This window comes from Chania multitudinisentens RB-25, assembly GCF_000520015.2.
Lineage (GTDB): Bacteria > Pseudomonadota > Gammaproteobacteria > Enterobacterales > Enterobacteriaceae > Chania > Chania multitudinisentens.
The window spans coordinates 4,797,517-4,822,411 of record NZ_CP007044.2 but is presented as its reverse complement, the minus strand read 5'-3'; the positions used below and the strand labels follow the sequence as shown (position 1 = coordinate 4,822,411).

Below are 24,895 nucleotides of genomic sequence, written 5' to 3'. Positions count from 1 at the left end.
CTCTGATTTTATGCCGCTTTTTATCGCTGGCGTCAGCAATCCTTGGGCTTAATCTTGCATTAGCGCAGTCTTCGGGTTTCAATACACCGGTTAACCCGATCACTATTGCACACCACGGAATGCCCTGATGCTAAAAATCTTCAATACCCTGAGTCGTCAAAAAGAGGAATTTAAGCCTATTCATGCTGGTAAAGTCGGCATGTATGTGTGCGGGGTAACCATTTATGACCTGTGTCATATCGGCCACGGGCGTACCTTTGTGGCTTTCGACGTAGTGGCGCGTTACCTGCGTTATCTGGGGTATTCGCTTAACTACGTGCGTAACGTTACCGATGTGGATGATAAAATTATCCGTCGTGCCGCAGAAAATGGCGAAACCTGCGATCAACTGACCACGCGGATGTTGGCCGAAATGCATGCGGATTTTGACGCACTGCTGATTGAACGCCCGGATCTGGAACCGCGTGCCACGCATCACATCGACGAAATCATCGAAATCACCCAGCGCTTGCTGGCACGCGATCACGCTTATGTTGCCAGCAACGGCGATGTGATGTTCGCCATTGACAGCGATCCCGACTACGGTTTGCTGTCACGCCAGGATCTGGAGCAGTTGCAGGCCGGGGCGCGCGTTGAAGTGGATGACGTGAAGCGCAACCCGATGGACTTCGTGCTGTGGAAAATGTCCAAGCCGGGCGAACCAAGCTGGGAATCGCCGTGGGGCCCAGGCCGCCCAGGTTGGCACATTGAATGTTCAGCGATGAATAAAAAACAGCTCGGCACCCATTTTGATATTCACGGTGGGGGTTCCGACCTGATGTTCCCGCACCATGAAAACGAAATCGCGCAGTCCAGCTGTGCGCATGACGGCCCCTACGTCAACTACTGGATGCACTCCGGCATGGTGATGATCGATAAAGAGAAGATGTCCAAATCGTTGGATAACTTCTTCACTATCCGTGACGTGCTGGCGTACTACGACGCAGAAACCGTGCGCTATTTCCTGATGTCTGGTCATTACCGCAGCCAACTGAACTATAGCGAAGAGAACCTGAAGCAGGCACGTGCCTCGCTGGAGCGTTTGTACACCGCACTGCGTGGTACGGACGTTAACGCGCAGCCTGCGGGGGGAGAAGTGTTTGAAACCCGCTTCCGCGAAGCGATGGATGATGACTTCAATACGCCGGAAGCCTATTCCGCGCTGTTTGATCTGGCGCGCGAAGTGAATCGTCTGAAAAGTGAAGATTTGGCGGCCGCCAACGGGCTGGCGGCTGAATTGCGCAAACTGGCGCAGGTGCTGGGGTTGTTGCAGCAGCAACCGGAACAGTTCCTGCAAAGTGGCGCGCAAAGCGATGATGGCGAAGTCGCAGAAATTGAGCGGCTTATCAAGCAGCGTAACGATGCACGTCTCGCCAAAGATTGGGCATTGGCTGATACGGCCCGCGATCGTTTGAATGAGATGAACATTGTGCTGGAAGATGGCCCGCAGGGAACGACCTGGCGCCGTAAATAAGCGTTAAAAGCTGTCGAAAAACCGGGCTGCATCAGCGACTCGGTTTTTCAGCCCTAGCGGATACACATTATTCATGCGGATTCGAAATCACCTGAACCACCTCTTCCACACGGCCAATTTTTACCTCGCTGGTACGGTTCATTTTACTTTTATCGATCAGCAATAGTGACTGTAAAGCGCGCTTGAGCAGCAGAGATTTAAATTCAGCGTTATAGCTGTTGGAATCCCATAACACCCCTGCCTGATCGATGCCTTCACAAGAAAAAATAAACAGATCGATTTCCAACTCTTTCAGTTGAGAAAGCATGGCGGGGTTGACGTAACAGGCATATTTGCGTTGCAGCAGGCCGCCTGAACTGATGAGCTGAATGTGCTGGCGTTTGGCAAGTTCCTGGCAGATACGCACGCTGTTGGTGAATACCGTGATATCAATATCAGGCAGTTGCTTCGCCAGATACCAACAGGTTGAACTTGCATCGAGCGCAATCAGCATACCGGAGTCGATCCAGGGCAGCGCCTGGCGGGCAATATCCGCTTTACTGGTGAAGTGGCTTTTTAAACGGGTGTTGAAGGGATCGCCGCTGTCTTGTGTCTCACGTTTAATGCTTTTGGCGCGCCCATGCTGGCGAATGATTTTACCCTGGGTTTGCAGCGTATTCAGATCGCGCCGAATGGTTTCTTTGCTGACCTGTAACAGTGCGGCGAGATCTTCGGTGGTCAGGGTTTCGTGCTGCCGGATCAGTTGTACGATGCTTTGATGGCGCGCTGTTTTCATGCGTTCTCCCTTCTAACGAAGCACCATGCGCGCTTTGCGCATGGCTGAATCAGAGAAACAACTTAAGGCGTCACGCCTTTTTTTAATATGATATTGCCGTATTTTGCCGTCTCTCCTGTGATAACGATCGCAAACGCGTGTTGCGCTCTGGCATAGAACGCAAAGCGGTCGATACGTTCGATGCCGTGTGGTGTTGAAGGGGTTGCGCCAAACAGTGCCTGCAAATAGCGTTGTTCTACGGCAGGGTCCAGCGTATCGCCCACGACAGGGGCCATCATGACCAGCGGCGGAGCATAGCTGTCGAGCTCAAATAACGGGATAATTGCCGCCAGCAGATCGCTGACTGGTAGGCCATCAGCGCGAATCACCTGCGGCCCGAGGCTGTGTGCAGGAAAATGCGCATCAGAAAAAACGATTTCATCGCCGTGCCCCATTTCGGCCAGCGTTTTTAGCAGTTGCGGTGAAATCAGCGGGGAGATATTTTTTAGCACATTAAACTCCTTCTACTATCATGGGGTTCTCGTTAGCGAGTGCGTGGTAGGCAGCGCTTTGTTCGCCGGGATAATAAGACTGATAGCGATAACTGACCTGCTGGCGAGCTTGCTCTGGCGAGGCGTAGAATTTTACGCCGCTCCAGGCAAACATGGCGGCACCGAGTACGGTGGTTTCGGCATCGTGCAGCACGTTGACCGGCATATTCAGCACGTCGGCTTTGATTTGGTTCCACAACGGGTTGCGGCTGCCACCGCCCACCAACAGCAACTCTTTGGCTTTGAACCCACCAATTTCCTCTAACACCGCCAGGTTTTGCCGCAGTTGCCAGGAAAGCCCTTCCAGCGCCGAGCGATAAAAATGCCCACGTTCAGTATGCAAGCGTGCGCCATGCCAACCAGCCTGAGCCTGGCTATCCAGCAAGTGGCAGTTCATGCGTAAACCTTCTGAACCGGGGCGGATCTCACGCGCTTCGGCCACCATCTGCGCATAAACTTCAGGCAAAGCGTCGTCGCGCCAGTAAAGTTGCCGCACCCATTCCAGCACGCCGGATGCCAGCCATTGCAAGCCGGGGTTAAATAACCCCCGGCAGCTATCCAGTTCGCAGGTTGAACCTGAAAACTGCGGCAGCAGTGAGGTATTTACCTGCGGCGTGCGCACCATCAGGATTTCCCAGGTGCCAGACGAGAGCACCGGTTGATCCAGACCAGCACCAGAGCCAAACAGGGCAAACTGGGTATCATGCCCTGCCGCAATCACCGGCGTACCAGCGGGTAAACCGAGGCGTTCGGCGATCTGCGGTAAGAGATTGCCAATCTGTTCACCCGCGCTAACCAAGGGAGGGAATAATCTGGTTGGCAAACCTGTTCGTTGCAAAATCGTGCTGCTGAAGGTTTCTTTACGTACATCAAGCAGTTGACTGGTGCCCGCCATGGTGCGATCCGTGGTGAATTCGCCGGTGAGCCGTTGGTTAAGCAGCGATGAGATAAACAACCAGGAATGAGCCTGAGCCAACCATTCAGGATGATTTTCTTTCAACCAGATAAGTTTATACAGCGTATTGAAACTGAATTGGCCGATGCCTGAGATGGTTTGTAATTCTGCGGGGGTGATATAGCGACCAATTTTCTCCATGATCGCCGCCGTTCGCGGGCATTTCCAACTAATGATAGGAGAGACAAGTTTGCCGCTGGCGTCCACCAGCGCGCCATCAACGCCGAAAGTGGTCACGGTCAACGCATGAATGTGGTCGCCATGCAACAGCGGGGCGATCTGCTGGCAACAGGTGGCGAAGCGCAGCAGAATGTCATCCAGCGACCAGATATGCCACTGGTCGTTTTCCTCCGCAGGTTGGCTGGCGTTGGGCGTGGCTGCTTTGGCGACGACTTTGCCTTGAGCATCAACGGCCATTGCGCGCACATTGGTGGCGCCACAATCCAGAACAATTACCACATCGCGGTTCATGAATCGTTCCCTTAAAGTCAATTTTTCCTGGCCCTCCTCAAAAGGAGGAGGGCGTGAAAACGGGCTTATCTTTTATACAGCGGGCCATAGTTCTGGCAGGCGCGGTAGTCTTGGCCTTCCGTATCCATGCCGTGCGCTGCCCATGAGGATGGGCGGTAGATTTCACCGTCTTCCACGTTGTGCATACACACCGGAATGCGCAGCATGGCGGCCAGTGAAATCAGGTCTGCACCAACGTGCCCAATAGTCAGCACGCCGTGGTTGGCACCCCAGTTAGCCATCACGGAATAAACATCGGCGAACGGCCCTTTGCCGGTGAGACGTGGGGCAAACCAGGTGGTCGGCCAGGTTTCGTTGGTGCGTTTGTCCAATGCGTCGTGCATATCTTTGGGGAGCTCAACGCTCCAGCCTTCGGCAATTTGCAGCACCGGCCCAATGCCCTTGATGATGTTGACGCGCGACATCGTGAACGGCACGCCACCGCGCGTCAGAAAGCGGGAGGAGAAACCACCGCCGCGGAAATATTCATGGATTGCCGGGCACCATTCCGTGGCTTGCAGGCACTCATCGGCTTCTTTCTGGCTGATGTGCCAGTGCTGCTTCATGGTGGGGTTACCCTGAGCATCCAGTTGACGGCAGGTACCATCAAGCGCCGCCGAACCTGAGTTGATCAGGTGGATAATGCCATGTTTGGCTTGGCCGGTGAGTTCGCTGCCGGTGACGCGTTTAACCGCTTCCGGTGACCAATAGGTACGGACATCGGCAAACACCTGCGCGGTGCCGGTCAGCAGATGCCCGAACAACATGGCAACGCCGTTTAGGCTGTCGTTTTCAGTTGCGACGATAAAAGGCTTACGCACGCCGTTCCAGTCAAACGAACTGTTCAGCAACGCTTCGGCGGTATCGCCGTTAGGGTATTGATCGGTCCAATGGCGCTGGCCCTGGAAGCCTGCCGCAATGGCGTTGTATCCCAACGATTCTTCAACAAAACCTTTTGCTGCCAGGGCTGGGTTGCCCTGCATCATGTCGCGGATGCACATCGCCATCAGCAGGCTTTCACGTAATACCGCCCGGCTGCTTGCTGGTGAGCGGCGGTATTGTTCTGCATTCAGATCCGGGCCGTAACGGAAGTTTTTATCTGCCCAGGCGAGCGCCAGCTCCAGTTCCTGTTCATCGTAGATCTGTTGATCGATGCGGCGGCGCAGTTCAGTCATATCAACGGCCTGCACTTTCATACCGAGCCAGGATTCAAAGAAGTTGTGATCGACGATGGAACCGGCGATCCCCATGGAAACGCCGCCGAGCGACAGGTAGCTTTTCCCTTTCATATTGGCGACGGCCAGCCCGGCGCGGGCAAAGCGCAACAGTTTTTCTTGCACGTCAGCGGGAATGCTGGTGTCGCCGCCGTCCTGCACGTCGTGGCCATAAATGGAGAAGGCCGGAATGCCTTTCTGGCTGTGGGCGGCCAACGCGGCGGCCAGATAAACGGCCCCAGGGCGTTCCGTACCGTTAAAACCCCAGATGGCTTTGGGGCGGAAGGGGTCCATATCGATGGTTTCGCTGCCATAGCACCAGCACGGGGTAACGGTGATGGTCAGCCCTACGTTTTGCGTGCTGAATTGAGCATCACAAGCGGCAGATTCCGCCATCCCGGCTATGCAACCGTCGGCAATCACGCATTCAACCGCAGTACCACAGGCATGATGCAATTGTTCGCTCAGCAACTGCGCCGTGGCCTTCGCCATATTCATGGTCTGTTCTTCAAGTGATTCACGTACTCCCATTCGGCGCCCGTCAATCACCGGGCGAATACCAATTTTGGGCAGATTTTTTGCAGGCTGGTGTTGGCTTTTCATCGGTGTTCCCCATGGTAATCAGTTAATGGTTATTAAACGTTGATGGCTGGAATAACCTGTGTTCTGAACTTGGCAAAGATAAAAATGATGGCGAAGCACAGCGCCGGGATTAGTTCAGCAGTAGGAATGTTACCTGCTGCATCGCTAACGAATCCCATCAGCGGGGTGACAATGCCACCACCAACGATGGTCATCACGATAATGGACGAGCCATATTTGGTATCCTGGTTGAGCCCTTTGATCCCCAAAGAGAAAATGGTTGGGTATTGAATTGACATAAACAGGCTGGCCAGCGTGAGGGCCAGCAGGCCAATGTGGCCACCCGCCAGCGCAGAGAGAACGCACAGCAGCATGGAAATAAAGGCATAAATGGCCAGTATCTTATGGGGAGCATAGCGGCGGATCAGCCAGGTGCCGCTGAAACGCCCGATAAAGAAGCACACCATGGTGGCGGTCAGGTAGTTCGCTGCAAAACCCGGTGTGGTACCGGGAATTTCTTCAATGGCGTAGCGGATAAGGTAGCTCCAGCAGGCCGTTTGTGCGCCGACATAGCAGAACTGCGCCAGCACCGCCCAGCGCCAGTGGCGAATACGCAGCAGACGTGAAACGGAGGCCAACAGGGAACCGCTTTGGTTGCCGTCGTCGTGAGCATCACTTTGAATAGTTGGAAATTTGGTGAACGTAATCAGTAACGCCACGAGTAATACTACGGCCACGATCATCATGTACGGAGATTGCACTGCTAATACCAGGCTGTGGTTATAAGCGGCAAGCTGTTCCGGGGCCATTTGGTTGAGCACTTCTGCGGGTTGATGAGGAACTTGCGACAGAATGAGCCCCTGACCAAATACCACGGCAATAATGGCTCCGAACGAGTTAAAGGTTTGTGCCAGGTTAATTCTGAAATGACCTGATTCCTCTGGGCCTAATACGGTGACAAAAGGGTTGGCTGCCGTTTCTAAACACCCCAGTCCGGCGGCGATAATAAAGAGGCCGATCAGGAAAAGTGTATAATTCATCCCTGCGGCTGCGGGCCAGAATAATGCTGCGCCAATAGCATAAAATAATAGCCCGGTAATAATCCCGGCCTTGTAGCTCAATTTTTTCATTAATATTCCCGCAGGAATAGGAATGAGGAAGTAGCCAAAATAAAAAGCAGACTGTATCAGGCCAGCCTGAAAGTTGGTTAACGTAAAAGCCTGTTGAAACTGCGGCAGTAAAATATCATTAAGATTGTTGGCCACTGCCCATAAGAAAAACAACGAGCAAAGTAATGCAAAGGGAATGACGTAACTCCTTTTACGCTCCTGGCTGGCAACACGGTAGCTTTCTGACTGAATTGAAACGTTTCCCATAGCGCCCTCGTTAGATCAGATAATTTTTTGACGACGTTCACTTATGCTCATCCTGCTGTTCTGGCAGGAAGTTATACGCCGTTAGTGCGATAAGTAAGGTCATTCTCAAAATAAAAAAATATTAAAAATATGAGCGCAATCACATTCAATGTGATTGGTGGGGAAATTGTGAACATTATCACTTTAATAAAACTGAAAACATGACCGTTTTAATCATCATTGAATTAAATAACACAAGGTTAATGACCGATTTTTTATTTTTAATTTTAAACGGTCAATTGTTGATAGGCTTTGTAATAATTGACCGTTTGCTGATGATTACGATTAAACGGACATTTTATTACTTAGCCTAACGTTTTATTTTCAGATAAATATGGCCATTATATTGATGCCTATCACATATTTTTACTCAGGTGTTTATTGTTGTTTGCTATAGGATAAATATAAAAGCCATGTATTTATACCCACTTTTATTGTTGACACCATGACTTGGGCAAAGAGGCAAAAATGGCAAGAGATTCATTCGCTCGCGAAATTATTCATACCTGTTTGGAAATGACTCGTTTGGGGCTTAATCAGGGCACTGCGGGTAATGTCAGTGTGCGTTATCAGGACGGTATGCTGATCACCCCCACAGGTATCCCGTATGAGAATCTGACAGAATCGCACATTGTTTATATTGATGGCGATGGGAAACCTGAAGCAGGGAAACTGCCCTCCAGCGAATGGCGTTTTCATCAGGTTGCTTACCACACACGGCCGGACGCTAATGCGGTAGTACATAATCACGCCGTAAATTGCACCGCAGTATCCATTCTTAATCGCCCAATCCCTGCCATTCACTACATGATTGCCGCAGCAGGAGGAAGCTCGATCCCGTGTGCGCCTTATGCCACCTTTGGAACCAAAAAGCTTTCTGAATATGTTGCGGTTGCGCTAAAAAATCGCAAAGCCACGCTATTACAACATCATGGCATGATCGCCTGTGAGGTTAATCTGCAAAAAGCGCTGTGGCTGGCTCACGAAGTTGAAGTATTGGCCGAACTTTACCTTTCAATCTTACCTATTGTTGAGCCTGTACCGGTGTTGTCTGATGAAGAAATTGCCATTGTATTGGAGAGGTTTAAAACTTACGGTCTGCGTGTTGAAGAGTGAATCTGTGGGGAAATTCGGCCTGCCTGAATACAGATTCTCAACGGCATGACGCTTGGTAACAAAGATGCCGGGCAACCTGGTTAACCCGGCATTTCTTTGGGGGCTGGAACGGTCAGGCTTTGACCGTGACGTTCATGCCTTTATAGCTGACTTTCTGGCCATCAACGATTTTGCAGCGCTTGCGCGTTTCCACTTGGCCGTTGACTTTAACGTGCCCTTCGGCGATGGCTTCTTTAGCTGCGCCGCCGCTCTCACACCAGCCTTGAAACTTCAGCAAATCGCACAGCTCAACGTGCGGGTGATTTTCCAGATTAAAAATTTCCATACTACCTTTACTTATGTTGGTTGAATGTCGTGATATTCCTCGCAGGCCTGCAAGGTATTTTGGATCAGTGTAGCAACAGTCATTGGGCCAACACCACCAGGAACTGGGGTAATGTAGGATGCACGCTGGTTTGCACTTGCGAAATCGACATCGCCAACCACTTTACCGTTTTCCAAACGGTTGATACCCACGTCAATGACGATCGCACCGGGTTTGATCCATTCCCCCGGAATAAAACCCGGTTTACCAACGGCGACGATCAGCAGATCGGCGTTTTCGATATGGTGACGCAGGTTTTTGGTAAAGCGGTGCGTAACGGTGGTGGTGCAGCCAGCCAGCAGCAGTTCCATACTCATCGGGCGGCCAACGATGTTGGAAGCCCCGACGACTACGGCGTTCAGGCCGTAAGCATCAATGTTGTAGCGTTCCAGCAAGGTGACGATCCCGCGTGGGGTGCAAGGGCGCAGTTTTGGCGCACGCTGGCATAGGCGGCCCACGTTGTAAGGGTGGAAACCGTCCACGTCTTTATCTGGATGAATACGTTCCAGCACTTTGACATTATCAATGCCGGCAGGTAATGGAAGTTGCACCAGAATGCCGTCAATTTCACCATCGGCATTCAGCTTATCAATTAATGCCAGCAATTCAGGTTCAGTGGTAGAGGCGGGTAGATCGTAGGAGCGGGAGATAAAGCCGACTTCTTCACAGGCTTTGCGCTTGCTGGCAACATAAATCTGTGAGGCCGGGTTTTCGCCGACCAGAACCACCGCCAGGCCCGGAGCACGTTTGCCTGCTGCCAAACGTTGTTTCACTTGCTCAGCCACTTCGTTTCTAACCTGCTGCGCAATCGTTTTACCATCAATAATCTTTGCTGCCATCAGTGAGGAAATCCATCATTTAAGAAAAGCGGGGGAGGTGGCTATTTTGTCAGAAGAGAGGCGCTCTGTCAGGCACTGAATCAGGGTTAGGCAGAGATTGGGGAAACAGCCGAGTCGTGATTTAGGCTTTTTGTCTCAACAGCATGATCCTCTAGGTTTTTATCTTGCTTATCTGACAGTATTATGTGTTGGATAAAAAGCAACGTTGCCCAAAATCGCTTCTGTGTGCGAAAAATCACCATAAAACACGCTTGCCGCCGTTGCATTATGAAAAGGCATTGACTCGCTAACCTCTGACCGTATAATCCAACCCGCAACTCTGTTTACCACATCCCAAATGCGCCCTTAGCTCAGTTGGATAGAGCAACGGCCTTCTAAGCCGTAGGTCAAAGGTTCGAATCCTTTAGGGCGTACCATTTTGAATCATATAGTTACACATCATTTGTTCCTTCCTGTCTTTCAAGGTGAGACAGATTTGGGACACTAACGCCAAAAATCGCATCAATCTGGCGCGCATGTTCGGTCAAGTGACTTGGTGCAAGTGTAGTCCCTCCAGTTTTTAGTACCACCGCCAATGAGGATCTCCGTTCAGTTTTTGCCTCGCATAAATAACTGGCGGCACATTGCCCTGTGAGCTATGCGGGCGTTCCTCGTTATATTCTGTACGCCAGTTTTCTGTTAACTCTCGCACTTCCGAAAGCGTTCGGAACAGATACATATCAAGTATCTCTGTTCGCAGCGTTTTGTTAAATCGCTCGATAAATCCGTTCTGCATCGGTTTGCCTGGCTGAATAAAATCAAGTATCACGCCGTGGCGTTCTGCCCATTCGGCTAACGCTGCTGCTGTGAGTTCTGGCCCGTTATCACTTCGTATAAATGCGGGGTAACCTCTTTCTGCACTGAGTCGTTCCAGTATACGAACAACACGATGAGCCGGTATATTCAAGTCAGCCTCTATGGCCAGCGCTTCCCGATTAAAATCATCGACGACGTTAAATAATCTAAACCGACGCCCGTCCAGCAACGCATCACTCATAAAATCAACCGACCAGCAGTGGTTTATTTTAAGTGGAGTAGCCAAAGGCTGTGGATGCCGGTTAGGTAAGCGTTTTTTCCCTTTACGCCTGAGGTTGAGTTTTAACAGGCGATAGAGTCGGTAAACCCGTTTTGCATTCCATGACCGTCCTGCCTGGCGTAACTTATTGAACATCAGGCCGAAGCCATAGGCCGGATATTGATGGGCCAATTTTTGTAATGCCTCGATCACAGGCATATCCCGTGCCGTGTTCGGGCAGTAATGCAACAGGCTTCGACTCATCCCCATAATTCGGCACCCGCGTCGTTCGCTGGTCTGATGTTCCGTCATGACATAACGCACCAGCTCACGCTTTTCAGGCACCGTTAAAGTTTTTTTGCTACAACATCCTTAAGAATTTCATGGTCTAAGCTCAGGGATGCATACATTTGTTTTAGCCGCCGATTTTCCTGTTCCAGCTCTTTCATACGTTTGATATCAGAGGATCCCATACCGCCATATTTGGATTTCCAGTTGTAGTAGCTGGCTTCCGATACACCGTTTTCGCGGCAAACATCCTTCACATGCCGGCCACCTTCAACTTCTTTCAGTACCCGCAGGATCTGGGTTTCAGTGAAACGCGCTTTCTTCATGATGAGCCTCCATTGGTTGCATTTTAACCAGAGAACTCCATTAAACTGTAAGACTAAATTCAGGGGGGACTACACCAGGTGGGCATATCGACGCACCATTTCTATTGACTCCCAACCCCCCATTTCCTGCAAAACAGACAGCGGGACACCAGCCTGAATTAACCAGCTTGCCCATGTGTGTCGCAAATCGTGGAAACGGAAGTTTTCTATGCCTGCTCGTTTTAGGGCCGTGCGCCACCCGTTATTTGAGTCAATACGCAACTTGCGGACTGATTCTGTTGACGTTCCATCAGATCTCCAGCTTTTTGTTTTATGAACAAACACCCATCTATTGTGATTTCCGATTTGCTCACGCAAGACTTTCCTTAATGCGCTTGTCGCCTGGTTGCGTGAAAAGTCATATTTAAGAATGGGCCAATCCAACTATAGGGCAGGATCGTCTACCGGGGTGGGGTCAGTCCAACTTGAGCTTCTTTTCGTCCATAATTTGCCTGTCTCCATTGTCAGGAAGAACATATCAAAAACAGGCAATTACACAATTTAAATTACAGTCTCGATATTAAGTATGAGCTATTCAATTTATAATCTTGAACTTTTAGCGGAAAGCTCACCTCTGAGCAGTTTAAGATCGAATTTGTCTTTCATGCGTTGGACAATCTTTATCACTGTCTGCGCCAAACTATTCTCATCACTCTTCAGTAAGAGAAGCCATGCCTCTGGGTTCATTTCCCAATTACCCGGAACATCCATGGTTGACTCAGCCCAACACCACCATGGCCACTAATCTGACCCCTCTTCACTAACATAAGGAAAACACTGATTCATCGCACTGCGAATTTGTGGATACAATATTGCATCCTTCACATGCTCAACTTCATTATGATTTACAATGCCAAAACAGAAGCCTCTATAGTTTGAATACTCAAATTGCCATCTCAAGGCGAATCGATCACCTGGGTGGAAAATGATGTCAAATCCTATCTCTTTTTTTCCATCAAGCAATTCAGGATCGTACTCAATGTTAACTTCAAGTGGTATGAGTTGATTTAGTAAATTATCTGAAAATTTCCGCCACATCTGTGACTTGATATTTCTTAAGCTACGTGCTGCCAAAAATGTTGCACGGATATTCTCAGGGCTACTAAGTATTAACTGGGTTAATTCACTCTGCTCATCCATATTACTTTCTCCATTTATTTGCTCACGAATGAATTGGGCCAGTTCATCGATAAATACACGTACTTGCAGGGCTGTGACATGCAGGGAACACTCCTCCAACCATTCGACAAAACGGTAGAAAGTGAAAGGGAATACTCCATCTTTTAGATTGGGATTACTGTCACTTGGTAGGGTTTTTTCACCTATTTCATTATTACATAGATAAATGAGTAACCAGTGGTTCTGTGTATATCGCTCATTCATCCACTTGGCATAGTCGTAAAGTTGTAACAGTTGATCTTCAGCCCAGGGTTTGTTTTCTATTCCAATAGCACTGTTTGAGCAGGTCAGTAATATATCCAATCGCCGCGCATCAGGCATTGTATATTCGGTAAAAATTGTTGCTTCCCCTGAGCAAGGAAAGCTCAGGTTTTCAGGCAAGATTTGAAGAAATTTCGAGAGAAATAATTCACCTTGGCCATGAGTCCCTTTTGGATCAAGCAGAAAAGCCAAACAACGGGAGAGTGTCATCTCATTACATCGCAACAAGTCAAACAGACGAAAATCCGGTGCAAGCTTGCTTCGATAACGTTCTTTTGCCTGGTGATTAAGCGTATCCCATACTGAGATATGACTGAGGAACCTTGTAAACTCACCTGCCTGTTTATCCATTACGTGGTCCAAATCCTTTTCCTCCTAGGCTTTTAAGGCTCATTTTCATGTGAGCATTTTTGCTTAATTGACTTTAGGCTGCTGTCAGTATTTTTGAGAAAAACTTTGCACCTGTTTGCCAAATTGATATTAAACCATAATATCCCTGCTTTTTAAATCATGGAGTTAGCAATGCAATCTGCTGAAATATTACCAACAATATTCCGTTATTTATTGTGAAGTAGCGCTCATATCACCGAAGACGGCAATGCATTGTTCTATGCCATGTCACATGACCGCATAGAGTGGGGTTGAGCTTCACCGTCTCAGGATATCTCATTCGCCTGGGGGCTTGGTTGTCCAAATCCGCTCGTTGACTCATAGCTACCCAGCTAAAGCGTCATTGTATTGAGATGAGCCATACCGATGCTTTGAACGATGAATTACCCGGCTTTGCCATATTCGACTGGTAAAACTGTTCACACCAGCACTCACCAAGAGGTCAACATGAGCAATAACACAAATTTGCCCCCAGCTTGGGGGCTACAGCCTGATATCACGCCACGATTAGGGGCCCGGTTAGTTCAGGAAGGAGCCCGCCTACATTTTCTTGCCGACAGGGCGAACTATATAGGTGTTTTTACTCCCGAGGTTGCCGATACACTTAACCAAACGTTCCCGACATTGATAGAACAGTTGGAAGCTCTTTTGTTGTCTGGTGAACTATATCCCCTCCATTCGCATTGCGTGACTGTCCAGCATGCGGGGTTTACTTGTGAAGTGGATACATTGGGAAGTTGCGGCTACGTCTATATTGCGGTCTATCAGGAAATACTGACAGCCTGAAACAGCGCAGTTTTTTCGATATCCTTAGGCGTTAACAGTTTAGGTAACTCAGCTTCATGATAATGAGCTGATTTTTCACATAAAATCATTTGTTGGTATAATTGTTGGTATAAAAAAGATCGAACTTGAATTTTTCATTTAATATCAATGGTTATTATAACGTGTTCGAATCCTGTAGGGCCAAATCGGTCAGTTGGCTACACCGGATGTCTTCAATCTGCTGGGCTATGACCTGTTCGTCGTGATATTGCGTATCGTTGAGTTTCAGGCCGTAACCATGAATCAGCAACCAGGTCAACAACTGCTGGTATTCATCATCTTGTTCAGCAGAATTACTTGGTTGAGGCTGGCGTTCCTACTCATAAAGGCTAAAACTGTCTGCATCCTTTCCGTACTGCCTAACGCTAACCCAATCGACCAGTAACAGATCATTGGCCAGCACAAAATCGTCGATTTTTTTTGCCATGATCGCAGCATCAGCGTCGTGAGGAGGCAACAGGCACAACACAACCAGGTTATTTTGCGCGTCGGTCTGCCCCCAAAAGATCCAACCGGAACCCGTTTGCCTGGCAAAACCATTGACGATGGTGGCAGCGGCGTTATTGAAGGCCACCCCGCTGAATCGTTTTTCAATGTTGAATAGGTGCGCCAGCGATTCAAGCGGCAGCGCGACACCGGGTAGCGGTTCAGCAATGCGTTTACGAACATGAACCTGTTTAAAACCGGCCGCCTCGCGTTGCGTGTGATAAATCGCCAGAATGTCCTGAACCTCTTGTTGCACTAGCTCATTCAAGCTGAAGGACAGAAATTCAAACTGCCGCCAGTCGTCCTCGCGCAGCACCAGTACGTTTTCCAGTGAGGAAACTGCCTCCACCATCGCCAGGTCATTGCTGATTGTCGGCAGGCTGAAAAGCAGCTTGGTCGGATCGATATCGAAAATTTCCTGTTTGACCAGCACCACTGTCACCTTACCCGTTTCTCTGAATTCAGCTTTTGTGGCGGGCATTGCCTCAACAACCTGCCAATCCACGTCGCCCAGATGCAGCGTGGTGTTGATTTCAAAGGTATCCGGCAACTGATCGACTAGCACTTGTGAAACACCAAAAGCTTCATCTTTGCCGCGTTCAATCAACGTGATCTCAACGGTTTTTGGTTTCTTCTTACCCCATCCAAACATGGCAATGCTCCCTTTCTGTCGTTTTCTCAGGCAGTATTTTCTTCTATCACGCGGATATTATCTGCCAGATAAACGGCAGCGGGCCATTTCGTAAAATGCGCTTTGGCATACTCCAGCGGACTCAATTTTGTTTTGTCTATACCCACTACAACGGCACGTTCCGGCAGTTTGCTGAAATCCACGCCATGCTTTATCAGTAGTTTGATCAGATCAGTGCTGTTTTCTTTGGTAGCTATCGTGTGGTAAAGCCCTTTTTCCAGGCCCTTGGTTGCAGCGTACATTTCTTCCAGGCTGGTGCCTTGAGCGAGAATGTACCGAGTTGCCTCACAGGCATTTTTAAGAATCGCCCAGCACAAAGCCGAATTGAGATCGCTTTTGTCGACCCCGTGTTTCAACAAAAAATCTATTGCATCCGTGTTGTTTGAGCAAGTCGCATCGTTGAGCATGCTGTAACCGTCTCGCGAGGTCTGCAAAATATCGCAGCCCTTGCTGAGCAGATACTCAGCAAATTCACGGTTCCACGCATAGCAAATCAACTGGTTGAGTGCATGGCGGTTCTGGCAGCCTTTTTTGTTAATGTCAGATCCCTTCTCAATCAGGTATCTGGCTATGTCCAGTTTCCCGACTTTGATGCAGGCGTGCATCGCGTTATCGCGCAGAAAATTCCCCGCTTCAATATCCGCGCCAGCGGCGAGCAGCAAATCAACTGCTTCCTTGTTGCCATGCAAGGCTGCCGCATGCAGTGGCGTTCCGGTTTCCTGGGTGCTTTTTTTTAGCTGCGCAGGTTTGGCGTTTTTCAGCCTTTCTTTTATCAGGCTCAGATCGTTTATTACACAGGCATAGAGCAGTGATTTATCGTCTTCCATCCTATTTCCTTTTGATTACGCCATCCAGGCGGCAAGTGAGGCAATGTTATGTTACAGACAAATTGTGAGGGCAGTGGCGTATCATCTCAAGTTGTGGCGTCACAGCGGAAATCCACGAATTATTGGCGGTGAACCAGCGACCAAGATTAGTTTGGGGAAAAGTGCTGTGCTTGTTGGTAGATGAAATCGGCGAATGCCTGAGCGCAGTCGGGCTGATGGCGTCCTTTAACCGTCACCAGATAGACTGCGCGTTCCAGTGCCAGATCGCGAAATGGAATGATGGCGATATCTTTATGGCGGAACTGGAACAGCGTGAGACCAGTAGTAATACTGACGCCATAATTGGCGGCAATCAGCCCCATCATGGTGGTGAGTTGCCGTACTTCCATCTGATAATTGAACCCTTCGCCGCCATCACACAATCTATCGGTATGCTGGCGAATACTGGTTCCCAGACAAAAGCCAATAAAGGGGTACTGACCAATATCAGTAATATCTACTGTTTCCAGTCGTGCTAATGGGTGATTGCGATGGCACAACAGGTAAAATTTATCGGAAAACAGTAGCGTTGAATTAAATGTACTCAACGATGGTTGGCCCGCGGTAAGCGCCAGGTCAGCTTGCCCATCCAACAGCGCTTTCAGACAGCGATCCCACTGTGTGTCTATCAGCTTGATGCGAGTTTCTGGGTGGACAAGGCTGTATTGCACCAAAACTTCCGGTAGCCATTCGACAGCAATAGAAGGCAATACAGCTAATGTTATATGGCCTTTATTACCCGCAACGCGCAGTTTTATCTCACCAACGGCATCATCATGGTTTTGTACTAACCTGCGAGCTAGATCGATAAAATGAATTCCATTAGCATTTAGCTGAACTCGACGGGTATCTCGGTCAAACAAACGATAACCGATTTCCTCCTCCAGGCCGGCAATCAATGCACTGAAAGCCGGTTGCGATAAATTAAAGGTTTTGGCGGCGCGAGTAAAACTGTCAGTTTCACTTAAAGTTAAAAATGCCCTTAACTGCTTTATCGATAAATTCATTCCTAACCTTAACCGCTTATTCAATATACTTAATATCTTATTCGTTTTACTTTCCATGTAACACGTGGAAAAATTGTTTTTGTGATCAATGACACAATTGCTTTTTTTATATTAAATAAATAATGGCTAAACTCAATAAATAAAGTATGAACTCAAACGGAACAAATTTCATGTGTTTGCAAAAACAAGCATAATAATTTGTTTTATATGTATTTTTTATTTAAAAGAAAAACAAATCAATGTATTTGATTTGCAAATAAAACCATTTATTCATAAAGGTTTAAGTGTTATCGAAATGACGAATTGGTATTGATAAACGTTGATATGGTAAAAATAATGTGGTCAAGCAAAGTTTGATGAAGTTAATACCGGGGATTTTATATATTTTTTAATCCAAACCAACTAAAAGCAACATGACATTAACAGTGCCAAACTAATAAATATAAGGAGAGATGTATGTTGGCGTTAATTGGTGTGCTTACCATTGCCACCTTGTTATTTTTCATCATGTCAAAGCGCATGTCGCCTCTGGTCGCCCTGATAGTTATCCCTATCATTGGTGCCCTGGTGGCGGGCAGCGGTACTGATACGGCGAAATATATTATTGAAGGGATTACCAAGCTGGCTCCTATGGCGGCTATGTTCGTTTTTGCAATTACCTTCTTTGGCGTGATCACTGATGCAGGAATGTTTGATCCAATTATCCGTGGGATCTTGCGTTTTGTCGGCACTAACCCCGTCAAGATTATCATCGGTACCGGTATTCTGGCGCTGATCGCTCACCTAGACGGCAATGGCGCAGTGACATTCTTGATTACCATTCCCACCATGTTGCCTCTGTTTAACCGGCTTGGGATGGATAAGCGGATTTTAGTGGGGATTACCGCATTAAGTGCAGGTGTCAATTTCCTGCCCTGGACCGGGCCTATGATTCGGGCTTCGGCAGCGCTGAATATTCCTACGCACGATCTGTTTATCCCACTGATCCCTGCTCAAATCTGCGGCCTGATCTTCATGGTTGGCATGGGATGGTATTGGGGGAAGAAAGAAGAAAAACGGCTTGGTGCGGCGTATTTCCAATCGGTTACCAGTGATTTTTCTCACAATAAGGAGTTAACCGAGCAAGAAAAAATACTGCGCCGGCCCCACCTGTTCTGGCTGAATTTGGCACTGGTTATTGCGGTAATCGGCACCATGGTTCTTACGCGTATTTCACCGACGGTTGCCTTTATGGTGGCTTTAACACTGGCGTTGATGATCAACTATCCCAACGTTGAAATGCAAAAGGAACGCATCAATGCCCATGCCAAAGCGGCACTAATGATGGCCAGCATTCTGTTTGCTGCTGGTGCATTCACTGGGATTATGGGCGGTACCGGTATGCTTAAGGCAATGTCGGAAGCTGCCGTTGGCTTTATGCCGGAATCCTTTGCGTCACATATTCCCTTCATCGTCGGCCTGATTGCCATGCCCCTCAGTCTGGTGTTTGACCCCGATTCATACTATTTCGGCATCATGCCTGTGATAGCTCATACCGTGCAATTGATGGGGGTTCCTGCCATTCAAGTCGCGCAGGCTTCGATTCTGGGGCAAATGACGACCGGTTTTGCTGTCAGCCCACTGACACCTGCCACTTTCCTATTGGTCAGCCTGGCGGGTGTCGATCTGGCCGACCACCAGAAATTTTCAATCCCGGTCTTGTGGGCAGCTAGCGTGATTATGACTTTTGCAGCGGCGATCACGGGAGTGTTCCCATTTTAGCTATGTAACATATTGAATGTAGTCATTAAGGATTAAGTAATGAAGAAAATCAGGATTGGCTCAGGTGCTGGCTATGCTGGTGACCGTATAGAACCTGCAATCGAATTGGCTGAGAAAGGTGACATTGATTATCTGGTATTTGAATGTCTGGCAGAGAGAACCATCGCCATTGGTCAAAAACAGAAACAACAGGATGCCAGCAAAGGCTATAACGAGTTGTTGAGCGACAGAATGCGCGCAGTGTTGCCTATCTGTGTTGCGAAAGGGATTCGCATCGTCACGAATATGGGCTCAGCAAATCCACAAGCGGCTGGGGAAGCGGTGATTGCCGTCGCTCGAGAACTCAATCTGCCCAAGATTAAAGTTGCGGTCGTCGGCGGTGATGATGTGCTGAAGACCTTGCTTTCACTGAATTTGGCGCTGGACGAAGCGGGTGTACCTGTCTCACAGTCGGGAAAAGAGATCCTGTCGGCCAATGCATATATGGGGGCGGAAGGATTGGTTCAGGCGTTGAATGATAACGCCGATGTGGTGATTGCCGGGCGCGTTGCCGACCCATCACTGTTTCTGTCAACGATGATTCACGCTTTCGGTTGGGCTACAGACGATTGGGATCGCCTTGGCAAAGGGACTTGTATAGGCCATCTACTTGAATGTGGTGGACAAGTTACCGGCGGTTACTATGCCGACCCGGGGTTTAAAGATGTTCCGAATCTGGCGCGGCTCGGTTTTCCCATTGCTGAAGTGAATGCTGATGGCGATGCCATTATCACCAAAGTGAGTGGCTCGGGTGGTTGTGTCTGTGTTGATACCTGCAAAGAACAGCTGATGTACGAAATTCATCGTCCAGACCGCTATCTGACACCAGACGTGGTCGCTGATTTTAGTCACGTCAGCTTCACTCAACAGGATAACGATATTGTCAAAGTTAGCGGAGCTACGGGTTTCGCGCGTACCGATACCTTGAAAGTATCCGTAGGTTATCAGGATGGTTTTATTGGTGAGGGCGAAATTGCTTATGCTGGGCCAGGTGCGGTCGCTCGCGGCCAATTAGCATTGGATATTGTTCGGGAGCGTTTTGATATTTGTCGTCTTAAACTACTCGAAACACGTTTCGACCTGATAGGCCTCAACGCATTACATGGTGCGCAGCGTTCTCAATGTAGTGAGCCTTACGAAGTTCGGGCGCGCGTTGCAGCGCGTTGTCAGTCACGTCAGGAAGCCGTTAAAGTCGGTAATGAAGTGGAAACTCTCTATACCAATGGCCCTGCTGGCGGTGGTGGAGTGGTGAAATCGGTTAAAGAAATTTTGGCAATGGATTCGACTTTACTACCACGAAAATATACTCAGGCAACTGTCATTTATTTGGAAAGTGCACAATGAAATTACGTGAAATAGCTCATTCTCGTACCGGTGATAAAGGAAACATTTCTAATATCTCTTTAATTGCTTATAACGCGGACGACTACGAAAAAATAAAGTCAGCGATCACCGCAGATAAAGTAAAAGACTGGTTTGGTGATATTGTCTTTGGCGATGTTATTCGTTACGAACTTCCAACGATTTCAGCGCTGAATTTTGTGATGTATAACGCGCTGGGTGGTGGGGTTACGCGCTCTCTGTCACTAGATATGCATGGAAAAAGCCTTAGTTCAGCACTGATGGATATGGATATCTGAGTTAACTGCCCTTGTGAAACAGCCACGGATTTCCAGCGGGAGTATATTCCGCCACGGATGGCCCGTGGTCTGAAAATGAATAAAGAGATATTTATGAAGAATAAAAAACTCGATGCTGCGCAATTTCGTGCCTTATTACATGATGGCATGTCTATTATGTTTGGCGGTTTTATGGGGATAGGTACACCAGAATATTTAGTCGCAGAAATAATAAAATCTGGAGTGAAAGATCTTGTGCTAATTGGTAATGATACCGGGTTTATCGATACTGGCGTTGGCCCACTGATTGCCAATGGTCAGGTAAAAAAAGTGATTGCCTCACACATTGGTACCAACCCTGAAACGGGCAAAAAAATGATTAGCGGGGAATTGGCAGTGGTATTGGTTCCTCAAGGCACCTTGGTGGAGCAAATCCGTGCTGGAGGCGCAGGGCTTGGTGGTTTTTTAACCCCAACAGGTGTGGGCACGGTGGTGGAAGAGGGAAAACAAATTCTGACTCTTGACGGCATAACCTATTTGCTTGAACGCCCGCTACGTGCTGATTTGGCCATTCTTGAAGCTGGTCTTGCCGATCAGCAGGGGAATTTAATTTACCATTTGACCGCCCGCAACTTTAATCCGTTGATGGCGCTGGCCGCTGATACTGTCGTGGCGCAAATTGATACGCTGGTGGCAGTAGGTGACTTGAATCCAGAAAATATCGTGACCCCCGGTGCGCTGGTGGATCATCTGTTTATGGGAGCCGGCGCATGAATGCCAAAGAACGTATCGCGCGGCGCGTTGCGCTGGAGTTACACGATGGTGACGTCGTTAATCTCGGTATTGGTTTACCGACCAAAGTTGCTAATTATCTTCCAGCAGATATCAATGTCACCTTTCAATCCGAGAATGGCTTTTTAGGCCTTGGCCCCATCACCGAAGAAAACGCCAAGCTGGTCAATGCTGGCGGGCAACTGTGCGGCATGATTCCTGGTGCGGCAATGTTTGACAGCGCCTTCTCCTTTGCCCTTATTCGTGGTGGTCATGTGGATGTTTGCGTATTGGGCAGCTTGCAGGTTGATGAACACGGCAGTCTGGCAAATTGGGTTGTGCCAGGGAAAATGGTGCCCGGCATGGGGGGAGCAATGGATCTCGTGGTCGGTGCCAAACGGGTGATTATCGCAATGGAGCACTGCGCCAAGAATGGCGAGGCCAAAATTTTACGTGAATGCACCTATCCGCTGACGGCTGTTGCAAAGGTTAGCAAAGTTATCACTGAACTGGGGGTATTCAGCTTTGCTAACGGTCAGATGATCCTTGATGAAATCAGCCAGGATGTGACATTGGAGGAACTGCGCGCCAGAACTGAAGCAACATTTACTGTTTCTGCGACCCTTTGCCCGATGAAACAGCCGGAGGTGGCGCAATGAAAAATTCTGTCGTGATAGTGAGCGCTAAGCGCACCGCCATCGGTAAGTTTTCTGGCAGCCTGGCAGATACCTCTGCCGTTGCTCTTGGCGCGGCCACTGTGCAGGCAAATCTGTCTGAGCTTCCTGACCATTTTCAAATTGATGAAGTCATCCTTGGCAATGTTCTACAGGCGGGGCTTGGTCAAAACCCGGCACATCAGGTGGCCCGTACCGCGGGGCTCAAGGATTCTGTGCCCTCATTAACAATCAATAAAGTTTGCGGCTCTGGTCTGAAAAGCGTGGTGATGGGGGCTCAATCTATTTTGAGCGGTGATAATCAAGTTTGTCTGACCGGCGGGATGGAGAATATGAGTGCCGCGCCATATCTGCTGGAAAAAGCACGCCAGGGTTACCGTATGGGTGATGGTAAGCTAGTTGATGTGATGATCCGAGATGGCTTGTGGTGCGCATTTAATGATTGCCACATGGGCGTCACGGCGGAAAATATTGCCCGTCGTTATCAATTAAGCCGTCAGGAGCAGGATCAAGTCGCAGTAGATTCACAACGTAAGGCAATCGCTGCAATACAAGCAGGCTATTTTCAGGATGAAATTGTACCGCTGACGCTGATGGTAAAAAAAGAACCGAGGATTTTCGATTGTGATGAATTTCCACGGGCCAATACCACTTTGCAATCTCTTGCTCAACTGCGCCCTGCGTTTGAACGTGATGGCACTGTTACAGCGGGCAATGCGTCAGGCATTAATGATGCGTCTGCCACACTAATATTGATGTCAGAACAGGCAGCTCATGAACAGGGGGTTGCTCCGCTCGCCCGTATTCGTAGCTGGGCCTCTGCGGGGGTTGGTTCTGACGTTATGGGGTTGGGGCCGATTCCGGCAACGCAGAAAGCGCTGAGAAAAGCGGGTATGACTGTCGCAGATTTAGATTTAATTGAAGCTAACGAAGCTTTCGCTGCGCAATATCTGGCGGTTCAGCGTGATTTGGCTATGGACCCAGAGAGGGTTAATGTCAACGGTGGTGCTATTGCGCTTGGGCATCCCATAGGGGCAAGTGGTGCGCGGATCCTTGTCACTCTGGTACATGCATTGAAAAACAGAGATAAAACAACGGGCCTGGCAACCTTGTGCATCGGTGGTGGCCAAGGAATTGCAATGATTATCGAACGGATTTAAGCAAGCCGGTTGAAGGAGGCCAAATCAAAATAATACAAAGGGCTTCGCTGCTAGTGAGGCTCTTATTTTTTATACAGTAATGAGCATCACTGTTAAACAAGCCTTTGCTAAGTTGTTCTTTCGTTTGCTTGATGGTTTTCTCTCTACATCGCTGTGCTACGCTTTATGGTGCATTTTTAACCGCCATGCCCATGAGTATCTCGCCACACCCAGAGCATCACAACTATTCGCCAGCACAGCAGAACCTTCATCTTTGTAAGGATGGATTACTCTTGTCTGTTGCTAAAATCCTTGGAATAAGTTCATCCGTATTAACGCGCCAGATCATGAAATAGGAGCCAGGTAATCTTACGATGCTGTTCATAATGGATAATGAGATTTCGAACAATAAAAAATCGCTGATTTTGGCGGCTGGTGGGGTTATTGGCAGAAATAATGGCTGTAAGAGGAGATATCACACCGAAGAAGTGTTACGGCAAGTAATACTATTATCTAACAAAATGTACACAATTTTCCTCTAAACCGTGAAACTCAGGAGATTTTGAAAGAATTGTGCAGGAGCCTGACGTTGACGGTTGGTGACGATTTTATTTCTTTCAGAAACTTTCGAACGGAGCTACGTAGGGTGTTGCAAGGTGACAACTTTCGCAATGATGATGAAAAGGCTCATTCCTCACACGCCATGGCTTGCAAGATTAAACTCACAAACAAACCTCTCGACATTTAGTCTAAGACTCGGCAGCATGATCGGAGGTAATTAACCCTGACGTCGAGACATGCGATTTTAAAAATGAAAAACATACACATGCCAACAGCAAGAGTTTTAAATATCATTGAAGTTGTTTCATCAATGGATGAAGGTATTAATTTAACTCAGTTATCATCCAAAACTGGCATTAATAAAGGCACTATCCATCCGATACTAAAAACCTTGGTTGAATATAGCTATATAAATTTTGATAAATCCAAAAACCTTTATTACCTAGGGATTTCCTGTTCTATTTTATCCCGGTCTTTCTTTGAGAAATCATTTTGGCTTCAGGTGATTAATGAGGAAATGAAGTCTATCGTAAGTTTGTGCAATGAAGTTTGCCAAATGGGAATTCTTGATGGTGATGAAGTCTTGTATATTGATAAGGTTCAATCAGATCAAGCCGTGCAGTTAGTTTCAAAGATTGGCACCCGATTGCCTGCAACATTATCTGCGCTGGGTAAAATTATGTTATGCGAATTTACGGATGAGTATATTAATGAATTATACCCTAACGGGCTTATTGCTTTGACGCCGTATAGTACCTTTGATATCAAAAAGCTAAGAGCCCAGTTTGAGGAGATAAAGGAGCGCGGGTTCTCTGTTGATAATCGGGAAATCAATGAAGAAACAGTATGTTATGCAGTGTCTCTAAAGCAGCGTGGGAAAACTATTGCAGCAATTAGCGTTTCTATTCCTTATTTTCGCGCCGACGACGAAAAAGTGAAGCAGGTTATTAATGTTCTGGTTAGTGCAAAGGAACGTATTGAAAGCGCGTTGGATAATTTGCAGGATGTTAAGTTAAACAGCCGTGGTGCTTGATGGGAGGCATTATTTTCAACAGCGTTATTAACAATCAGCGACTTCCCAGTATTCGAAGGCCGGGATCACATAG

The 24,895-nt window shown here is 48.3% G+C and carries 22 protein-coding genes, 1 tRNA gene and 3 pseudogenes; 11 read left to right on the top strand and 15 right to left on the bottom strand.

Annotation, left to right across the window (positions count from 1 at the left end; translation table 11 throughout):
- Positions 1 to 127 precede the first annotated feature (127 nt).
- Positions 128 to 1,513, top strand: coding sequence for a cysteine--tRNA ligase (gene cysS, locus Z042_RS21430; protein WP_024913942.1), 1,386 nt, complete (start codon positions 128 to 130; stop codon positions 1,511 to 1,513).
- Between the two features lie 67 nt (positions 1,514 to 1,580).
- On the opposite strand, the gene fucR is transcribed toward cysS, so the two are convergent.
- The 5 genes from fucR to fucP form a co-directional block, all read right to left on the bottom strand.
- Positions 1,581 to 2,288 carry an L-fucose operon activator gene (gene fucR, locus Z042_RS21425; protein ID WP_024913943.1) on the bottom strand — a complete coding sequence of 236 codons (708 nt, stop codon included), beginning with the start codon at positions 2,286 to 2,288 and terminating at the stop codon, positions 1,581 to 1,583.
- Positions 2,289 to 2,350: 62 nt separating this feature from the next.
- Entirely contained in the window at positions 2,351 to 2,779 is a 429-nt protein-coding gene (fucU, locus tag Z042_RS21420; RefSeq protein ID WP_024913944.1) for an L-fucose mutarotase, read from the bottom strand.
- 1 nt (position 2,780) lies between these two features.
- The gene (gene fucK, locus Z042_RS21415; RefSeq protein ID WP_024913945.1) at positions 2,781 to 4,244 is read right to left on the bottom strand and encodes an L-fuculokinase; all 1,464 of its coding nucleotides are present in this window, start codon (positions 4,242 to 4,244) and stop codon (positions 2,781 to 2,783) included.
- 65 nt (positions 4,245 to 4,309) lie between these two features.
- On the bottom strand, positions 4,310 to 6,100 hold the full coding sequence (gene fucI, locus Z042_RS21410) for an L-fucose isomerase (protein ID WP_024913946.1): 1,791 nt from the start codon (positions 6,098 to 6,100) through the stop codon (positions 4,310 to 4,312).
- 32 nt (positions 6,101 to 6,132) lie between these two features.
- Entirely contained in the window at positions 6,133 to 7,455 is a 1,323-nt protein-coding gene (fucP, locus tag Z042_RS21405; protein ID WP_024913947.1) for an L-fucose:H+ symporter permease, read from the bottom strand.
- A gap of 507 nt (positions 7,456 to 7,962) precedes the next feature.
- Between fucP and fucA the strand changes: the two genes are divergently transcribed.
- Entirely contained in the window at positions 7,963 to 8,610 is a 648-nt protein-coding gene (fucA, locus tag Z042_RS21400) for an L-fuculose-phosphate aldolase (protein ID WP_024913948.1), read from the top strand.
- Between the two features lie 112 nt (positions 8,611 to 8,722).
- On the opposite strand, the gene ybcJ is transcribed toward fucA, so the two are convergent.
- Positions 8,723 to 8,935: a ribosome-associated protein YbcJ gene (ybcJ, locus tag Z042_RS21395; protein WP_024913949.1), complete on the bottom strand. Its 213-nt coding sequence runs from the start codon at positions 8,933 to 8,935 to the stop codon at positions 8,723 to 8,725.
- 11 nt (positions 8,936 to 8,946) lie between these two features.
- Entirely contained in the window at positions 8,947 to 9,813 is an 867-nt protein-coding gene (gene folD / locus Z042_RS21390) for a bifunctional methylenetetrahydrofolate dehydrogenase/methenyltetrahydrofolate cyclohydrolase FolD (RefSeq protein ID WP_024913950.1), read from the bottom strand.
- A 339-nt stretch (positions 9,814 to 10,152) separates the two neighbouring features.
- Here folD and Z042_RS21385 point away from each other — a divergent pair.
- Positions 10,153 to 10,229, top strand: a tRNA-Arg gene (locus Z042_RS21385).
- 15 nt (positions 10,230 to 10,244) lie between these two features.
- On the opposite strand, the pseudogene Z042_RS26705 reads toward Z042_RS21385, so the two are convergent.
- The 4 genes and pseudogenes from Z042_RS26705 to Z042_RS21370 all read right to left on the bottom strand — a co-directional run.
- Positions 10,245 to 10,355 (bottom strand): annotated as a pseudogene (locus Z042_RS26705) (hypothetical protein); the annotation flags it as partial.
- Between the two features lie 17 nt (positions 10,356 to 10,372).
- A protein-coding gene (locus tag Z042_RS21380; protein ID WP_154667012.1) for an IS3 family transposase occupies positions 10,373 to 11,481 on the bottom strand; the annotation gives its coding sequence in 2 pieces (ribosomal slippage) (positions 10,373 to 11,232 and positions 11,232 to 11,481; 1,110 coding nt in all).
- Between the two features lie 75 nt (positions 11,482 to 11,556).
- A pseudogene (locus Z042_RS25330) lies at positions 11,557 to 11,844 on the bottom strand (site-specific integrase); the annotation flags it as partial.
- 417 nt (positions 11,845 to 12,261) lie between these two features.
- On the bottom strand, positions 12,262 to 13,311 hold the full coding sequence (locus tag Z042_RS21370) for a PDDEXK-like family protein (RefSeq protein WP_024911435.1): 1,050 nt from the start codon (positions 13,309 to 13,311) through the stop codon (positions 12,262 to 12,264).
- 486 nt (positions 13,312 to 13,797) lie between these two features.
- Between Z042_RS21370 and Z042_RS21365 the strand changes: the two genes are divergently transcribed.
- On the top strand, positions 13,798 to 14,136 hold the full coding sequence (locus Z042_RS21365) for a type IV toxin-antitoxin system YeeU family antitoxin (protein WP_024911436.1): 339 nt from the start codon (positions 13,798 to 13,800) through the stop codon (positions 14,134 to 14,136).
- Between the two features lie 211 nt (positions 14,137 to 14,347).
- Here Z042_RS21365 and Z042_RS26700 read toward each other — a convergent pair.
- From Z042_RS26700 to Z042_RS21350, 4 genes and pseudogenes are all read right to left on the bottom strand, one after another.
- Positions 14,348 to 14,437 (bottom strand): annotated as a pseudogene (locus Z042_RS26700) (TA system toxin CbtA family protein); the annotation flags it as partial.
- A gap of 54 nt (positions 14,438 to 14,491) precedes the next feature.
- Complete coding sequence (locus tag Z042_RS21360) at positions 14,492 to 15,313, bottom strand: hypothetical protein (RefSeq protein WP_024911437.1); 822 nt, start codon at positions 15,311 to 15,313, stop codon at positions 14,492 to 14,494.
- Between the two features lie 26 nt (positions 15,314 to 15,339).
- Positions 15,340 to 16,179 carry an ankyrin repeat domain-containing protein gene (locus Z042_RS21355; RefSeq protein ID WP_024911438.1) on the bottom strand — a complete coding sequence of 280 codons (840 nt, stop codon included), beginning with the start codon at positions 16,177 to 16,179 and terminating at the stop codon, positions 15,340 to 15,342.
- Between the two features lie 146 nt (positions 16,180 to 16,325).
- A complete protein-coding gene (locus Z042_RS21350) occupies positions 16,326 to 17,225 on the bottom strand; it encodes a LysR family transcriptional regulator (RefSeq protein WP_024911439.1) in 900 nt (299 codons plus the stop codon).
- A gap of 456 nt (positions 17,226 to 17,681) precedes the next feature.
- Between Z042_RS21350 and Z042_RS21345 the strand changes: the two genes are divergently transcribed.
- The 7 genes from Z042_RS21345 to Z042_RS21315 all read left to right on the top strand — a co-directional run bounded on the left by Z042_RS21345 (position 17,682) and on the right by Z042_RS21315 (position 24,822).
- Entirely contained in the window at positions 17,682 to 18,986 is a 1,305-nt protein-coding gene (locus Z042_RS21345; protein ID WP_024911440.1) for a CitMHS family transporter, read from the top strand.
- A gap of 39 nt (positions 18,987 to 19,025) precedes the next feature.
- Positions 19,026 to 20,369: an acyclic terpene utilization AtuA family protein gene (locus tag Z042_RS21340; protein WP_024911441.1), complete on the top strand. Its 1,344-nt coding sequence runs from the start codon at positions 19,026 to 19,028 to the stop codon at positions 20,367 to 20,369.
- The gene (locus tag Z042_RS21335; protein ID WP_024911442.1) at positions 20,366 to 20,665 is read left to right on the top strand and encodes an AtuA-related protein; all 300 of its coding nucleotides are present in this window, start codon (positions 20,366 to 20,368) and stop codon (positions 20,663 to 20,665) included. The genes Z042_RS21340 and Z042_RS21335 overlap by 4 nt, the downstream gene beginning before the upstream one ends.
- 93 nt (positions 20,666 to 20,758) lie before the next feature.
- Entirely contained in the window at positions 20,759 to 21,418 is a 660-nt protein-coding gene (atoD, locus tag Z042_RS21330; protein ID WP_024911443.1) for an acetate CoA-transferase subunit alpha, read from the top strand.
- Entirely contained in the window at positions 21,415 to 22,074 is a 660-nt protein-coding gene (locus Z042_RS21325) for a 3-oxoacid CoA-transferase subunit B (RefSeq protein WP_024911444.1), read from the top strand. The genes atoD and Z042_RS21325 overlap by 4 nt, the downstream gene beginning before the upstream one ends.
- Positions 22,071 to 23,249, top strand: a complete 1,179-nt coding sequence (locus tag Z042_RS21320) for an acetyl-CoA C-acetyltransferase (protein ID WP_024911445.1) — start codon at positions 22,071 to 22,073, stop codon at positions 23,247 to 23,249. The genes Z042_RS21325 and Z042_RS21320 overlap by 4 nt, the downstream gene beginning before the upstream one ends.
- A 790-nt stretch (positions 23,250 to 24,039) precedes the next feature.
- Positions 24,040 to 24,822, top strand: a complete 783-nt coding sequence (locus tag Z042_RS21315) for an IclR family transcriptional regulator (RefSeq protein ID WP_024911446.1) — start codon at positions 24,040 to 24,042, stop codon at positions 24,820 to 24,822.
- The last annotated feature ends 73 nt before the right edge of the window (positions 24,823 to 24,895 follow it).

What these genes read in the sequence shown, in the direction of transcription:
- Z042_RS21370 (WP_024911435.1), bottom strand. Translation starts at nt 13,311, where the DNA reads ATGGATAAACAGGCAGGTGAGTTTACAAGGTTCCTCAGTCATATCTCA.
- Z042_RS21360 (WP_024911437.1), bottom strand. Translation starts at nt 15,313, where the DNA reads ATGTTTGGATGGGGTAAGAAGAAACCAAAAACCGTTGAGATCACGTTG.
- fucR (WP_024913943.1), bottom strand. Translation starts at nt 2,288, where the DNA reads ATGAAAACAGCGCGCCATCAAAGCATCGTACAACTGATCCGGCAGCAC.
- Z042_RS21325 (WP_024911444.1), top strand. Translation starts at nt 21,415, where the DNA reads ATGAATGCCAAAGAACGTATCGCGCGGCGCGTTGCGCTGGAGTTACAC.
- Z042_RS21320 (WP_024911445.1), top strand. Translation starts at nt 22,071, where the DNA reads ATGAAAAATTCTGTCGTGATAGTGAGCGCTAAGCGCACCGCCATCGGT.
- atoD (WP_024911443.1), top strand. Translation starts at nt 20,759, where the DNA reads ATGAAGAATAAAAAACTCGATGCTGCGCAATTTCGTGCCTTATTACAT.
- Z042_RS21355 (WP_024911438.1), bottom strand. Translation starts at nt 16,179, where the DNA reads ATGGAAGACGATAAATCACTGCTCTATGCCTGTGTAATAAACGATCTG.
- fucI (WP_024913946.1), bottom strand. Translation starts at nt 6,100, where the DNA reads ATGAAAAGCCAACACCAGCCTGCAAAAAATCTGCCCAAAATTGGTATT.
- folD (WP_024913950.1), bottom strand. Translation starts at nt 9,813, where the DNA reads ATGGCAGCAAAGATTATTGATGGTAAAACGATTGCGCAGCAGGTTAGA.
- Z042_RS21335 (WP_024911442.1), top strand. Translation starts at nt 20,366, where the DNA reads ATGAAATTACGTGAAATAGCTCATTCTCGTACCGGTGATAAAGGAAAC.
- fucK (WP_024913945.1), bottom strand. Translation starts at nt 4,244, where the DNA reads ATGAACCGCGATGTGGTAATTGTTCTGGATTGTGGCGCCACCAATGTG.
- fucP (WP_024913947.1), bottom strand. Translation starts at nt 7,455, where the DNA reads ATGGGAAACGTTTCAATTCAGTCAGAAAGCTACCGTGTTGCCAGCCAG.
- Z042_RS21365 (WP_024911436.1), top strand. Translation starts at nt 13,798, where the DNA reads ATGAGCAATAACACAAATTTGCCCCCAGCTTGGGGGCTACAGCCTGAT.
- fucA (WP_024913948.1), top strand. Translation starts at nt 7,963, where the DNA reads ATGGCAAGAGATTCATTCGCTCGCGAAATTATTCATACCTGTTTGGAA.
- Z042_RS21340 (WP_024911441.1), top strand. Translation starts at nt 19,026, where the DNA reads ATGAAGAAAATCAGGATTGGCTCAGGTGCTGGCTATGCTGGTGACCGT.
- Z042_RS21315 (WP_024911446.1), top strand. Translation starts at nt 24,040, where the DNA reads ATGAAAAACATACACATGCCAACAGCAAGAGTTTTAAATATCATTGAA.
- Z042_RS21345 (WP_024911440.1), top strand. Translation starts at nt 17,682, where the DNA reads ATGTTGGCGTTAATTGGTGTGCTTACCATTGCCACCTTGTTATTTTTC.
- cysS (WP_024913942.1), top strand. Translation starts at nt 128, where the DNA reads ATGCTAAAAATCTTCAATACCCTGAGTCGTCAAAAAGAGGAATTTAAG.
- ybcJ (WP_024913949.1), bottom strand. Translation starts at nt 8,935, where the DNA reads ATGGAAATTTTTAATCTGGAAAATCACCCGCACGTTGAGCTGTGCGAT.
- Z042_RS21350 (WP_024911439.1), bottom strand. Translation starts at nt 17,225, where the DNA reads ATGAATTTATCGATAAAGCAGTTAAGGGCATTTTTAACTTTAAGTGAA.